Genomic DNA, 12935 nt, shown 5'->3' on the forward strand with positions numbered 1-12935 from the left:
ATACAGCTTATATCCCCATATCTAAAGCTAGGGGTTTTACGCTGCTTTTTGATAATAGTTCTCTCCATAAGCCTTTTTCACCTCCGTTATAGAATCCCCTACATTAATTCCTTTAGAAGTTGGAATGGAAGATTTCTCTACACTAAAGGTCAGGACGACGCTTTTACAGAGATGAACATTTTATCACCTTACAAAAAATAGTAACCTTGAAATTTCTCGGTTTTTCTCTCGAACAAATTAAGGATTTAATTGAAACAGAGAATTGGAACCTCAAAGATTCGTTACTATTTCAAAAGAAGGCCATGCTGGAAAAACGGGCTCATATTGATCATATGATAAAAGCCCTGGACAGCGCCCTTAATATTGTGGAAGAAAATAATCCAGTTGATTCCTCTATTTTCATTTCCATCATTAACGGTATTTTGTTAGAAGCTGATCACAAGGAATGGTTAAAAAACCTTTTCCCTGAGGAAAAAGTGGACGCTATTTTTGATTTCCCACAAGAAGAACAGCTCGAACTCGAAAAAAAATGGGCCACACTGTTAACAGATTTGAAGAATGTTTGTGGAAGTCACCATGAGGGCAAAGAGGCTCAAGCATTGATTAAAGATATGTTTACTATGTTTTCAGTGATCGTGGGTGAAGATACCTCATTGATTTTACAAATGACAAAAACAGATCTGCCAGAAGAAAAATTGACTATTCCGCTACCTTTTTCAAAAGAAGAGGAAGAATGGCTTGCCAAGGCGATGAAGTTCTTTTTACAAAAAGAAGGAATCGAAATTGAGGAATAACTTAAAGGAGGTTTTTATATGAGAATTGTAGAAATCTTGATTATGGTTGCTATAATTCTTCCAGGAATTATCCTAATGGTGTGTAACGAGAAGAAACTAATCAATGATTTTCTGCCAGACGAAAAAATCCCACCATTTTGGGTACGGATGTTGAACCATTTCATCATGGCTGTTCCATTGGCGGTTTTAGGCGTCTTTTTCTATAGGGAAGCTGGTTTTACAAAGCCTTCTTTCGCTGGGATTAACGAAACAAGTCTTTTGCTTGGTTTGGTTTGCGCCATCGTTCATGTTGCTTATTACTATCGTTATTTTATTAAAAAGGTAGATAAGGATACAATTGCAAAAGTGGAACATTCACGGAAACAACTTGGAATCTTTACTCGTCTAATTTATGGCGGGATAGTGGAGGAAGTGATATTCCGCTTTGGATTAATGAGCTTTTTCGTTTGGATTGGAAACCTTGTTATTGATAACCAACTAATTTCTATGTGGATTGGAAATCTCGTAGCTGCTATCCTTTTCGCTCTTGTTCACTTACCGGCAATTTACCAAATGAAAATAAAAATCACAAAAACACTCGTAATCTATTCGAATAGTATGAATATTATGGTAGGATTATTCTGTGGCTGGTTATATTGGAGTGAGGGGTTAGCGGCCGCCATCCTATGCCATATATTGTTCCACCTTGTATGGTATTTCTTTGAAAAAATGAATAAAGTGGCGGAATCCCCTAATATCTTTAACGTGAAGGGTGAATAATGCTGCAAGATTAGAAGGGAGAGAATGAAATGTTTCAACGTCCACAAACAAGTGAGTACCCCGAATACTATGTGCCCTATGTTAATCTGGTTCCTGAAGGTGACCTATTATCGGTTTTGAATGAAAATCTAGCAGAGACAGTTGCACTATTTGAAGGAATATCGGTAGGTGACGGTAATTTCCGTTATGCCCCTGGTAAATGGAGCATCAAAGAAGTGCTTGGCCATATGGCAGATACTGAAAGAATCATGAGTTACCGCCTGCTGAGAATTGGCCGTGGTGACCAGACCCCTTTGGCTGGATTTAACGAGAACGATTATATTGCAGAGGCCGGGTTGAATAACCTTTCGATCAAAAACATCCTCGATGACTTTGCATCTGTACGAAATGCCACCATTACGTTAATTCAGAATATGTCGGAAAAGGCTTGGGCAAAAGTAGGTTTCGCCAATAATACGGAGGTCACCCCCCGTGCCATCGCCTACATTATCGCAGGACATGCCATCCATCATCTTAATATTTTAAATGAAAGATACCTTTCTGCGTTGAAATAAACCGTGTTTTCATTGTAAAAATAGTGTAAAGTAGCAAACTTTATATTGCAAACATACGTTCTTGGTTTTATAATCATATTATGGGTAATAATAGGATCTAGGCCTTTCCATTGAAAATGACGATTGAAAGTCTGGTTTTCTGAAGGTTAACCATAACAGGAAAAATACCTAATAAATCAAGGAGATGATTATTCATGACATTACGATTAATTCCCTATTTAGTGATGAATGGAAATGCAAAAGAAGCGATTCAATTTTACGGAAAGGCATTGGATGCACAGGTTCTTTTTTCTCAATCTTTCGGGGAAATGCCGGAAAATCCTGAATTTCCTCTTCCATCGGAAGCAAAGGACCTAGTAAGCCATGCGACATTAAAAGTTGGCGAAACAGAGCTTATGTTTTCTGATACGTTTCCTGGTCAACCTCATCAAAGCGGAAATCAAGTTACCATATGTATTTCAACGGACGACGCTGAAAAGGCTCATAAATTTTTTGATGCCTTAAAGGAAGGCGGTAAAGTGGACATCCCGCTGCAAGAAACCTTCTTTAGCCCCGCTTATGGTAGTGTAACAGACAAGTTCGGGATTACCTTCCAAATTTTCACAGAAGGGCAACAAATGAATTTATAATTGGGACGCATATTGTTAATATAAAGAAATATGATAGAACGGCTCTGTTCTTATGGTTTGCAGCAGTGCCGTTCTTCGTTTTTCCTTAATTAGTTACAGAAAAAAACTTCATTACAAGCGATAGTTGGAGATAAATTTTAGAAATTCTTTTTGTTTGGTATGGTCGTACTTCATAATGGCATATGTATTAGCTTCAGGTAAATTGATAGACTCACAATTTACCTCTAACAATCTGCCTTCTAATAATTCTCTTCTTACCGTTGACGTTGGTAAGAAGGATACTCCCAACCCCTCAACAATAAACCTTTTCGTAATATGGACTTGCGATACCTTCATCATTCTCACACTTGGATATTTACTTTTTACCAGCCTACAAAGAAGATCCCAATAACCAGGATGGTTGTGGGTTAATAGATAATTAGTTGTTAATACTTCTTCTTCGTCTAATGGGGGTGCTGATTCAGCATCTCTCCCATCATGCGGAGCTACCAAAATGACTCTATCATTATATAAAAGCTCACAAATCAAACTTGGATAACTACTGTTTAAGCACGACAGCCCCAAATCTACTTCTTCCCTTAAAACCGCCTGTTCAATATCAACTGATTCAATAATTTTGATTGAAATTTCTACTTCCGGATACTGATTTGTATAGCTTTTCAATACGTAGGGTAAGATGGTATCTGCGATTAGAGGTGAAATGCCTAGGGACAATTTCCTCGTGTATCCTTGACTAAAGGAGGATAAATCCTCTAGACCACGTTGATAAACCTCTAGCAATCTCTTTGCATGAACTAAATATCTTTTCCCCTCTTCTGTCAATTTTATTTTTTTTCCTTCTCGATTAAACAATGGGGTACCCAGCTCTTTTTCTAGCTGTTTTATATGGACCGTTACTGAAGGCTGTGAAATATATAAAAGTTCAGCAGTTCTTCTAAAATTTTCGCAATCTGCAGCAGTAATAAATGTGTTTAACCACTGAAATTCCATGTTTTCCTCCTTATTAAAAATATTAATCAATCACTTTAATAATATTCAATTTTCTTAATTGTATTTATTTTATAAAATAACAGTAAATAAGGAAAGGAGTAATATTAATGATCCAAAAAGGTTTGAAAGGAATTGTTGCAGCGGAAACATTAATCAGTCATATAGATGGGGATAATGGAAAGTTATTTTATCGGGGGTATGAAATTAAGGAGATTACGAAAAGATTTTCTTTTGAAGAAGCTGCCTATCTTCTTTGGTATGGTAACTTCCCGGATGCTGAACAGTTAAGTGCGCTGAAAGACGAGTTAAAATGTAATCGTGATCTGCCCGAATATGTAAAGGTAATAATCGACCAACTTCCGCCGGGCATGGATTTAATGAGTGTTATTAGAACGGCCATTTCTGCAGAAAGCGGTAATTCCAATTATGGTTGGAAGCCTAGTGTCTCACAGGCAATCCGGTTAACCGCCTTGGTTCCTACGATTATTGCCTATCGAAAAAGACAGTTAGCAGGGAAAAGGTTCGTTCCACACTGGAATGATTTAGACCATGTTGAAAATTACTTGTATATGCTAAGTGGAAGGATGCCTAACGCTGCCCATGTTGAAGCACTCGAAACGTATATAATTCTAACCCTTGAACATGGAATGAACGCCTCTACCTTTTCAGCAAGGGTTACAGCATCTACTGAGTCAGATATAGTTTCCGCTATCACCTCTGCAATCGGTACAATGAAAGGTCCACTTCATGGCGGCGCTCCCTCAGGCGTCATCGAGCTTCTTAATGAGATTGCTTTGGTCGGAGATGCAGAAAAAGTTTTAAGAGATAAGGTAACAAACGGAGAAAAATTAATGGGTTTTGGGCACAGAGTCTATAAAACTCACGACCCTAGAGCCATTTCTTTGAAGGCAAAGCTAATGGAGTTGGTTGGTGAGGATGAATGGCTTGACCTAGCCATGGATGTAGAAGGCACGGCTGTGAAGGTATTAGAAGAACTGAAACCTGGCCGAGCACTTTATACAAACGTAGAGTTTTATGCCGCTGCCATCATGAAAGCCATCAACATGGATGCAGAACTATTCACCCCAACCTTTACCGCAAGCAGAATCGTCGGATGGACAACACATGTCCTAGAACAGGCCGAAAACAATACCATCTATAGACCACAAGCAAAATATAATGGATCATTCAAATAAATGGTGTTTATAGTGTAAATAGGGTTTATGGTGTCAGGCACCACCCGTGGACAAAACACGATTTTGTCCACTCCAAAAAGACAGTCTCTTAATGTGAGTAAACACGTTGAGAAACTGTCTTTTTTCTTTATTCTAGATTAGATGATTTGAAACAACTCTAATGTTTATTTTTAACCCATTCTTGTTCGTGAGCTGGCAGGCTGATATTTTCTCATCGGCCCTTTTTCAAGGACCTCTTGAAGATAGGGAATGCCATTTGGATTGGTTTTCTTGAGAAGTTCCATTAGGTATGTAATGTCATCCATTGCTCTATGTGTTTGATAATTTGTGATATTATGTGCTTGCAATAGGGTTAGGAGTTTGCCATTTGGGAAGCCATAGTTTTTCCAAGGGATATTTCTCATCGTGCAATACCACTTCAAATCGTTGACTTCCGGATACATGTGATAAAGAAAGCTGCGGTCAAACGAAGCATTATGAGCAAAAACAGAATCAGCACGGTGAAAATACGTATTTATTTTTCCATCATAAAAGCTTTTCCCTTTTACTAGCTCATAGGGGATTCCGTGTATTTGAAAGGCTCGGTCATAATTCCTCCTTGCTGAATTTGAAAGCGGCTCTCTTAAAAAGGAATCTTCCTCAATAATATCAGTGATTTCGCCGGTATCTGTTCGATAGGAAAAGAGTTTCAAGGCTAGTTCTATTACTTCATCTGTGGTGGGGCCTAACCCTGTAGTCTCGACATCCAATAACAAACCAAATTTTTCAGATTTCCGCACAGTAATCATCCCTTAATTCTTAAGTTTTCCCTATTATAACAAAGCTTGCCTAACTATTACATCTCCAAAATGTCCCTCTCATATGTGTATGTCAAAAAAGAAGACCATTTTCAGTCTTCTTTCACTGTTTCTGTCTCCAATAACTCTTATTGGAGACCACTCTGTCTCTCTTTTCACGGTTTCGGTCACCAATACACCTTATTGGATACCGGTCCGTCTCTTTTTTCATGTTTGCGGTCACCAATACACCTTATTGGCTACCGCCCCGTCTCTTTTTTCATGTTTGCGGTCACCAATACACCTTATTGGTTACCGTTCCGTCTCTTTTTTCATGTTTGCGGTCGCCAATACACCTTATTGGCTACCGTTCCGTCTCTTTTTTCACGGTTGCGGTCACCAATACACCTTATTGGCTACCGTTCCGTCTCTTTTTTCACGGTTGCGGTCACCAATACACCTTATTGGTTACCACCCTTTCTCTTTTTTTCACGGTTGTGGTAGCCAATACACCTTATTGGCTACCACCCTTTCTCTTTTTTCATGTTTGCGGTCGCCAATACACCTTATTGGTTACCACCCTTTCTCTTTTTTTCACGGTTGTGGTCGCCAATAACCTTTATTAACTACCGTTTCTCTTTTTAAACTCCGGTTTCGGTCGTCAAGAGGGCTCCCTCATTGAAATTTTGTTGTTCACCAATCCCTGCAAGAAATGCCTTAATAATAATCATCAAGCTCTCATCCAAATCCAATGAAAGCTTGAATCCTCCATTTTGCTCTAAGGAAGAAAATCCATGTAAAATACTACGTAATCCCCTTACGGCATGTAGAGCATGGTCCCCTTCCAAATGATAGGCCTGTAACACCCTGATGGAAAGGTCAACAACTTTTGCTCCGGCAAGCTGGAACTCCTCATCTTCTGGGTCTGGTGCCATCAAGGCAGCTTCATAAACCCCGGGATTCATACGGGCGAAATTGACATACGCCTGACTAATTGCAAGTACGGCTTCGGTGCCTGACACCCCTATTGCTGCATTAGCCATAACTTCATAAATCTTTTCAATCCCGTATATCGCTAACTTTTTCCTTAATCCAGGCAATCCATCAAAATGGTTATAAAGTGAGGGAGGGCGGATGCCTAATTTCTTTGCAAGGTTTGCCAGTGTAACCTCCTGCATTCCCTGTTTGTTAGCAATTTCCCCTGCTGATTCAAGTATCGTCGTTAAATCGAGTCCAATTTTTGGTCTTGGTGACATAATAATAACTACTCCTTATCCTATTTTCCGTTCTAAATTTTTAATCGCCTGCTCCATCGCATTAACAGGATTCTCCATCATTTCTCCGTGGCCAACCGCAAGAAGCTTTGGTTCGTAACCCAATAATTTTTTTGCACTCCCCAACGCTGTTTTCTTACTCCACGTTCCGAATGATGGAAATGGGAACAAGGGCTTAATATCCCCTGCCACCGCGATGCCCCCTCTAGTTTGGAAGGCATCACCTGCAATCAATGACTTTGAACGCAAATCTAAAAACGACAGGGAGCCTGGCGTATGCCCTGGAGTCTCGATTGCGGTTAAAGAACCAATCAAGTCGCCTTCCTTCAATAATACATTCGCTCTAGTTTTTAAATTCTTTGGCACTCCACCTTTAATAGGTGTTTGTTCTTCATGTAGATCAAGGGAACGGTCATTATTCATTAATCTGTGATCTCGAACTGAAATATAAACCGGTACCTCTGGTAACCATTCCTTTAACGAATCTAACGCACCGACATGATCCTCATGAGCATGGGTTAAAATAATTTTTGTAATCGGCATCCCAATAGTTTCAGCAGCCTTCAATATCCCTTTCGTACAAAAGCCAAGTGCTGCATCAATCAAGGTTACTCCATCCTCTTCCTCGACCAAATAGCAATTGACCGGAAAAACACTCGCCATAAATGTCACTTGATACAAGAACCCCTTTTTAATTATTCTCATTATTCTCATCTCCCCTTTAACTAATATCATTAGTTTTAATATAACTAATGATATTAGTTAAATCAACATTTTTCTTCCATCTTTTACTGTTTTTTATTAAAACCCGAATTCAAAGGTTTTCACTGCTGGCATGTAACAAATTGTTCAAAACATTTTTACAGATATGTGAACTATTGAACAAATTATCCTCAATTCAAAATAAATTTGTTATATTAACAATGTACTTAATATATAAATCTTATTTACTAAAAGGAGTGTTTCACATGGTTGTCAATTGGTTAAGAGAAAATAAAGTTGCTGCTGGAATTTTAACAGTTCTTCGCTTATATCTTGGTTATTCTTGGTTAACTGCAGGATGGGGTAAGCTTACAAGTGGTGGTTTTGATGCTTCTGGATATTTAAAGGCAGTAATTGCTAATCCAGTAAAGGGTCCAGATGGTGGTGTAGTATACGGCTGGTATGTTGAATTCCTAAAAGGTTTTGCATTACCAAACGTTGACATTTTCAACACAATCGTTCCTGTTGGAGAATTTTTAATCGGATTAGGACTAATTCTTGGCTGCTTAACAACAGCAGCAATGTTCTTCGGACTTGTTATGAACTATGCATTCTTCTTAGCTGGAACAGTATCTCACATTCCAACAGACCTATTTATCGGAGCCATTATTCTTTTCGCAGGCTATAACGCAGGTCGCATTGGTCTCGACCGCTGGGTGATTCCATTCATTCGCAAAACTGCTTTCACAAGAAATAAAATAATAAAACAAAACGTCTAAGCAACTCAAAAAAGCGCCTCCTTCTCTTTATTCCGAGAAGTGAGGCTTTTTTTTACAAAACCTGATTTTTATTGTAAATAAATAAACAATTATTGAATTTTTAGACACATCCTGTATAATTGTTCCCGAATCAACAAAGAGAAAAATACTTTTTTATACGGGGGTGGCTGCCATGACAAATGCTGCTATTATTCAATTTAATAATGTAACCAAGCAATATGATAACGATCCGCCTGTTCTTGACGATGTAAGCTTTGAGATTGAACGCGGAAAATTCTATACACTCCTTGGCCCCTCTGGATGCGGTAAGACAACGATACTAAGGTTAATCGCTGGATTTATCGAACCTTCCAAGGGAGAGATATATTTTAACGAAAAAAAAATCAATGATATTCCCGCCAATAAACGGCAGGTAAATACGGTTTTTCAAGATTATGCACTCTTTCCTCATTTAAATGTTTTTGAGAACGTGGCGTTCGGATTACGAATCAAGAAATTGAAGAACGCTGAAATAGAACGAAAAGTGAAGGAAGCTCTCAGCTTTGTTAACCTTACAGGCTATGAAAACAGAGAAATCAGGGAAATGTCTGGCGGTCAGCGCCAGCGTGTGGCTATCGCCCGAGCGATTGTTAATGAGCCGGAAGTAATCCTTCTCGATGAGCCGCTCTCTGCCCTAGATTTAAAGCTGCGTACCGAAATGCAGTATGAACTCCGTGAGTTGCAGCGTCGCCTTGGGATTACCTTTATCTTTGTGACACACGACCAAGAGGAAGCCTTGGCGATGTCAGATGAGATTTTTGTCATCAATAAAGGAAAAATCCAGCAAAGTGGTACACCAACCGATATTTATGATGAGCCGATTAACCGCTTTGTCGCCGATTTCATTGGTGAATCCAATATAGTTAATGGCAGAATGATGAAGGATTATCGAGTAGAATTTGTCGGCAGGGAGTTTGAATGTGTCGACAAGGGCTTTAACGAGAACGAACCAGTGGAAATTATTATCCGTCCCGAGGATTTGGAAATTACAACTTTAGAACGTGGCAAATTGCAGGTACGTGTTGATTCCCAACTGTTCCGAGGTGTCCATTATGAAATCTGCTGCTACGATAAGGATGAAAATGAGTGGCTTGTCCATTCCACGAAGAAGGCAACCGTAGGGGATGAAATCGGGCTTTATTTTGATCCGGAAGCGATTCATGTTATGCGCCTTGGCGAAACAGAGGAAGAATTCGATCGCCGTTTAGAAACATATGCGGATGTGGACCGCCATGGAAAATAAATTAACCCGCAGCCTCTATCGAATTCCTTATCTACTTTGGATTCTTCTTTTTGTAATCGTGCCTATTTTACTTGTACTTTACTATTCTTTTTTTGATATTGAGGGAAATTTTTCGTTCATCAATTATCAAAAGTTTTTCACGCCCGTTTATTTAAAAATGACGATCAGTTCGTTTTGGTATGCATTTTTAATTACAGCAATCTCACTGTTGATCTCTTATCCAACAGCTTATTTGTTAACGAAAACCAGACATAAACAACTATGGCTGTTGTTAATTATTGTCCCATCGTGGATTAATTTACTGTTAAAAGCTTATGCCTTCATTGGTATTTTTGGTACATATGGAGCGGCTAACAGCTTCTTAAAAATGATTGGTATCGGGTCACGGCAAATCTTATTTACTGATTTCAGCTTCGTGTTTGTATCGGTATATATTTTTATTCCCTTCATGATCTTGCCGATTTTTAATGCTTTAGATGAATTGAATCCAACCCTTTTGGATGCAGCCAGTGATTTAGGGGCCTCCAAATGGACGACATTTCGCCGGATCATTTTTCCGTTGACTATCGACGGTGTGAAATCCGGCTGCCAGGTCGTGTTCATCCCGGCCCTTTCCTTGTTCATGCTGACAAGACTGATTGCTGGGAACCGTGTCATCACTCTTGGTACGTCAATAGAGCAACACTTTCTTGTGACGCAGGATTGGGGCATGGGTTCCACGATTGCTGTCTTTTTAATAATTATTATGGTTCTGATTATGGTCGTAACTGGTACTCGAAAGCGAGGTGTGTAAGATGGATAAAAAAATAACCCCTTTATCAAAATTCTTTTTAGCGGTCATCTTTTTCATCCTATATGCACCGATATTCTTTCTGGTTATCTTCTCCTTCAACAGTGGAGATACGATGTATAATTTTAAAGGCTTCTCATTAGAATGGTATCGAGAGCTTTTTCAAGATACAAGGCTGTTGATAATCGTCTTAAATACAGTGGTGGTTGCTTTTATATCCGCGCTCTTTTCCACGATTATTGGTGTGCTTGGAGCTTTAGCTATACACAATGCTAAAAAAAGACAAACAAAAAATACCTTGTTATCCTTAAACAATGTTCTTATTGTCAGCCCAGATGTTATTATTGGGGCTTCATTCTTGATTTTGTTCACGATGGCAGGGATCAAACTTGGATTCTATTCCGTACTTTTGTCCCATATTGCTTTTAGCATTCCGATTGTCGTCCTGATGGTACTGCCAAAATTAATGGAGATGAGCCCGACCCTGATTGATGCTGCCCGGGATTTAGGGGCAAGCAGTTGGAACGTAATAACAAAGGTGATTATCCCGTTTATTACACCCGGAATCTTTGCCGGTTTCTTTATGGCACTAACATACTCCTTAGATGATTTTGCCGTAACCTTTTTTGTAACCGGGAATGGTTTTTCCACGCTCTCGGTTGAGATTTATTCCTTAGCACGACGGGGGATTTCCTTAAATATTAATGCCCTGTCCGCCCTGTTGTTCCTATTTACGCTGCTGCTTGTAGTGATTTATTACTTTATTACCCAGCGTAACAAGCCTAGCGGTATGGGGGTTCGCAAACGATGAATAAACTTGTCCGTTTTTTTCTTGTCATTGCAGTCGTCTCGGCCGTGCTGCTTTATGCGATTTCGAGTTTGAACAGCTCGCAGGGTTATACCGGCAGCAACACGTTAACAGTTTTTAACTGGGGCGACTATATTGATCCTGATATAATCAAACGTTTTGAAAAAGAAACAGGGATTAAGGTCATCTATGAAACATTCGATTCTAATGAGTCGATGATGACCAAAATCGAGCAGGGCGGCACGAATTATGATATCGCCATTCCTTCTGAATATATGATTGATAAAATGCGTCACGAGCATTTGCTCATTCCGTTGGATCATTCGAAGCTGCCCAACTTAAAATATATTGATAACCGGTTTATGGATCTGCCGTTTGATCCACAGAATAAATATTCCATCCCTTATTTCTGGGGAACTGTCGGCATCGTTTACAATCCAAAAATGCTGCATGGCAAGAAAATTACCAGTTGGAATGACCTTTGGGCTTCTGATTTAAAAAATAAAATCTTGTTAACAGACGGTGCCCGCGAAGTGATTGGAATGGGATTGAACAGCCTGGGCTATTCGCTAAATGATACAAACAAACAACATCTAATCGAAGCAAAGGAAAAGCTAGACACGCTCACACCAAATATCAAAGCGATTGTCGGTGATGAAATCAAGATGCTGCTTGCGAATCGTGAGGCTTCCGTTGGGCTTGTCTGGTCAGGAGATGCATCAGAAATCATGTCTCAGAATGAAGATTTGGACTATGTGGTGCCAAAGGAAGGCTCCAACCTATGGTTCGATAATATGGTCATTCCTAAAACAGCCAAAAATATCGAGGCAGCGCATAAATTCATTAACTTCATGCTTGATCCTAAAGTTGCTGCCAAAAATACCGATTATGTCGGCTATTCTACGCCTAACAAAGGTGCCCTTAAATACATGCCAAAAGAAGTGGTCAACGATGAGCGGTTCTATCCATCACCAGAGCTGACCGAAAAACTAGAAGTATATAAAAATCTCGGCAAAAAGAACCTAGCCTACTACAACGAGTTATTCTTGCAATTTAAAATGCATCGAAAATAGCAATTCGCATTTTACAATAAAAGGAAAAAGGTGCCTGACAACATTATCCAATAAAAGGAAATGTAGTTATCATCAAAAAAGCGTCACATTCTTCGCAGTTAGCGAGAGTGTGACGCTTTTCATTTAATAACTGTTATCTTCTTCTAAACTTTCTCTATTGACATACCAATTTGTTAATTGGGTCAGGATGGCAAAGACAAAGAAGAAGTTCATCGCCCAAACATTAATAAAGGGAGCTAATCCGCCAAATTCAATGGTTGCATATCCTTTTAGCTTCATCACAATCATCGATTCGATAAAAATCAGAATAAACCCAAGTACACCTGCAACTGCTGCTTTAAACATTTCATTTCCCTCCCCAAGACGATCTATTCCACTAGCTAACATTCCACTATATAAATTGTATCAAGGATTAATTTTGACAATTTCATGAACATCTATAATCCTATTATATGACAAATTCCCTTAAACACAACTCTGACAGCATAAAATGAAAAAGGAGTCGAGCTCCAACAATATTGGTGTCTAG

15 protein-coding genes and 1 pseudogene are annotated in these 12935 nt (G+C 39.1%); 11 read left to right on the top strand and 5 right to left on the bottom strand.

All coding sequences use genetic code 11. The features are described from left to right. Positions 1-161: 161 nt before the first annotated feature. The 5 genes and pseudogenes from RTR43_RS25650 to RTR43_RS11260 form a co-directional block, all read left to right on the top strand. Positions 162-242, top strand: a pseudogene (locus tag RTR43_RS25650) (MerR family transcriptional regulator); the annotation flags it as partial. Between the two features lie 60 nt (positions 243-302). Further along, the gene (locus RTR43_RS11245) at positions 303-794 is read left to right on the top strand and encodes a hypothetical protein (RefSeq protein ID WP_312471941.1); all 492 of its coding nucleotides are present in this window, start codon (positions 303-305) and stop codon (positions 792-794) included. A gap of 18 nt (positions 795-812) precedes the next feature. Then, complete coding sequence (locus tag RTR43_RS11250; protein ID WP_312471943.1) at positions 813-1553, top strand: CPBP family intramembrane glutamic endopeptidase; 741 nt, start codon at positions 813-815, stop codon at positions 1551-1553. Between the two features lie 29 nt (positions 1554-1582). Then, the gene (locus RTR43_RS11255) at positions 1583-2107 is read left to right on the top strand and encodes a DinB family protein (protein ID WP_312471944.1); all 525 of its coding nucleotides are present in this window, start codon (positions 1583-1585) and stop codon (positions 2105-2107) included. A 194-nt stretch (positions 2108-2301) separates the two neighbouring features. Next, positions 2302-2736 (top strand): VOC family protein, encoded by a 435-nt coding sequence (locus RTR43_RS11260; RefSeq protein WP_312471946.1) that lies wholly within the window; start codon positions 2302-2304, stop codon positions 2734-2736. 111 nt (positions 2737-2847) lie between these two features. Here RTR43_RS11260 and RTR43_RS11265 read toward each other — a convergent pair whose 3' ends face one another. After that, positions 2848-3726, bottom strand: a complete 879-nt coding sequence (locus RTR43_RS11265) for a LysR family transcriptional regulator (RefSeq protein WP_312471947.1) — start codon at positions 3724-3726, stop codon at positions 2848-2850. 107 nt (positions 3727-3833) lie between these two features. Here RTR43_RS11265 and RTR43_RS11270 point away from each other — a divergent pair, with 107 nt between their 5' ends. Further along, the gene (locus tag RTR43_RS11270) at positions 3834-4922 is read left to right on the top strand and encodes a citrate synthase/methylcitrate synthase (protein ID WP_312471948.1); all 1089 of its coding nucleotides are present in this window, start codon (positions 3834-3836) and stop codon (positions 4920-4922) included. Between the two features lie 170 nt (positions 4923-5092). Here the strand turns inward: RTR43_RS11270 and RTR43_RS11275 are convergent, their stop codons facing one another. From RTR43_RS11275 to RTR43_RS11285, 3 genes are all read right to left on the bottom strand, one after another. After that, positions 5093-5701, bottom strand: coding sequence for an exonuclease domain-containing protein (locus tag RTR43_RS11275; protein WP_248737161.1), 609 nt, complete (start codon positions 5699-5701; stop codon positions 5093-5095). Positions 5702-6339: 638 nt separating this feature from the next. Further along, the gene (locus RTR43_RS11280) at positions 6340-6954 is read right to left on the bottom strand and encodes a TetR/AcrR family transcriptional regulator (protein WP_312471951.1); all 615 of its coding nucleotides are present in this window, start codon (positions 6952-6954) and stop codon (positions 6340-6342) included. A 15-nt stretch (positions 6955-6969) separates the two neighbouring features. Then, on the bottom strand, positions 6970-7677 hold the full coding sequence (locus RTR43_RS11285) for an MBL fold metallo-hydrolase (RefSeq protein ID WP_312471952.1): 708 nt from the start codon (positions 7675-7677) through the stop codon (positions 6970-6972). A 263-nt stretch (positions 7678-7940) separates the two neighbouring features. On the opposite strand from RTR43_RS11285, the gene RTR43_RS11290 reads away from it, so the two are divergent. The 5 genes from RTR43_RS11290 to RTR43_RS11310 all read left to right on the top strand — a co-directional run bounded on the left by RTR43_RS11290 (position 7941) and on the right by RTR43_RS11310 (position 12406). Beyond that, complete coding sequence (locus tag RTR43_RS11290; protein WP_312471953.1) at positions 7941-8453, top strand: DoxX family membrane protein; 513 nt, start codon at positions 7941-7943, stop codon at positions 8451-8453. Between the two features lie 172 nt (positions 8454-8625). Beyond that, on the top strand, positions 8626-9735 hold the full coding sequence (locus RTR43_RS11295; protein ID WP_312471955.1) for an ABC transporter ATP-binding protein: 1110 nt from the start codon (positions 8626-8628) through the stop codon (positions 9733-9735). Next, positions 9725-10528, top strand: coding sequence for an ABC transporter permease (locus tag RTR43_RS11300; RefSeq protein ID WP_312471956.1), 804 nt, complete (start codon positions 9725-9727; stop codon positions 10526-10528). Before RTR43_RS11295 ends, RTR43_RS11300 begins: the two co-directional genes overlap by 11 nt. Position 10529: 1 nt before the next feature. After that, on the top strand, positions 10530-11336 hold the full coding sequence (locus tag RTR43_RS11305; protein ID WP_312471959.1) for an ABC transporter permease: 807 nt from the start codon (positions 10530-10532) through the stop codon (positions 11334-11336). Continuing rightward, complete coding sequence (locus tag RTR43_RS11310; protein ID WP_312471962.1) at positions 11333-12406, top strand: ABC transporter substrate-binding protein; 1074 nt, start codon at positions 11333-11335, stop codon at positions 12404-12406. Before RTR43_RS11305 ends, RTR43_RS11310 begins: the two co-directional genes overlap by 4 nt. A 123-nt stretch (positions 12407-12529) precedes the next feature. Here the strand turns inward: RTR43_RS11310 and RTR43_RS11315 are convergent, their stop codons facing one another. After that, positions 12530-12751, bottom strand: coding sequence for a hypothetical protein (locus tag RTR43_RS11315; protein ID WP_312471964.1), 222 nt, complete (start codon positions 12749-12751; stop codon positions 12530-12532). Between the last annotated feature and the right edge of the window lie 184 nt (positions 12752-12935).

Source organism: Neobacillus sp. (genome assembly GCF_031988165.1).
GTDB lineage: Bacteria > Bacillota > Bacilli > Bacillales > Cytobacillaceae > Neobacillus > Neobacillus rhizosphaerae.

What these genes read in the sequence shown, in the direction of transcription:
- RTR43_RS11245 (WP_312471941.1), top strand. Translation starts at nt 303, where the DNA reads ATGCTGGAAAAACGGGCTCATATTGATCATATGATAAAAGCCCTGGAC.
- RTR43_RS11250 (WP_312471943.1), top strand. Translation starts at nt 813, where the DNA reads ATGAGAATTGTAGAAATCTTGATTATGGTTGCTATAATTCTTCCAGGA.
- RTR43_RS11255 (WP_312471944.1), top strand. Translation starts at nt 1,583, where the DNA reads ATGTTTCAACGTCCACAAACAAGTGAGTACCCCGAATACTATGTGCCC.
- RTR43_RS11260 (WP_312471946.1), top strand. Translation starts at nt 2,302, where the DNA reads ATGACATTACGATTAATTCCCTATTTAGTGATGAATGGAAATGCAAAA.
- RTR43_RS11265 (WP_312471947.1), bottom strand. Translation starts at nt 3,726, where the DNA reads ATGGAATTTCAGTGGTTAAACACATTTATTACTGCTGCAGATTGCGAA.
- RTR43_RS11270 (WP_312471948.1), top strand. Translation starts at nt 3,834, where the DNA reads ATGATCCAAAAAGGTTTGAAAGGAATTGTTGCAGCGGAAACATTAATC.
- RTR43_RS11280 (WP_312471951.1), bottom strand. Translation starts at nt 6,954, where the DNA reads ATGTCACCAAGACCAAAAATTGGACTCGATTTAACGACGATACTTGAA.
- RTR43_RS11285 (WP_312471952.1), bottom strand. Translation starts at nt 7,677, where the DNA reads ATGAGAATAATTAAAAAGGGGTTCTTGTATCAAGTGACATTTATGGCG.
- RTR43_RS11290 (WP_312471953.1), top strand. Translation starts at nt 7,941, where the DNA reads ATGGTTGTCAATTGGTTAAGAGAAAATAAAGTTGCTGCTGGAATTTTA.
- RTR43_RS11295 (WP_312471955.1), top strand. Translation starts at nt 8,626, where the DNA reads ATGACAAATGCTGCTATTATTCAATTTAATAATGTAACCAAGCAATAT.
- RTR43_RS11300 (WP_312471956.1), top strand. Translation starts at nt 9,725, where the DNA reads ATGGAAAATAAATTAACCCGCAGCCTCTATCGAATTCCTTATCTACTT.
- RTR43_RS11305 (WP_312471959.1), top strand. Translation starts at nt 10,530, where the DNA reads ATGGATAAAAAAATAACCCCTTTATCAAAATTCTTTTTAGCGGTCATC.
- RTR43_RS11310 (WP_312471962.1), top strand. Translation starts at nt 11,333, where the DNA reads ATGAATAAACTTGTCCGTTTTTTTCTTGTCATTGCAGTCGTCTCGGCC.
- RTR43_RS11315 (WP_312471964.1), bottom strand. Translation starts at nt 12,751, where the DNA reads ATGTTTAAAGCAGCAGTTGCAGGTGTACTTGGGTTTATTCTGATTTTT.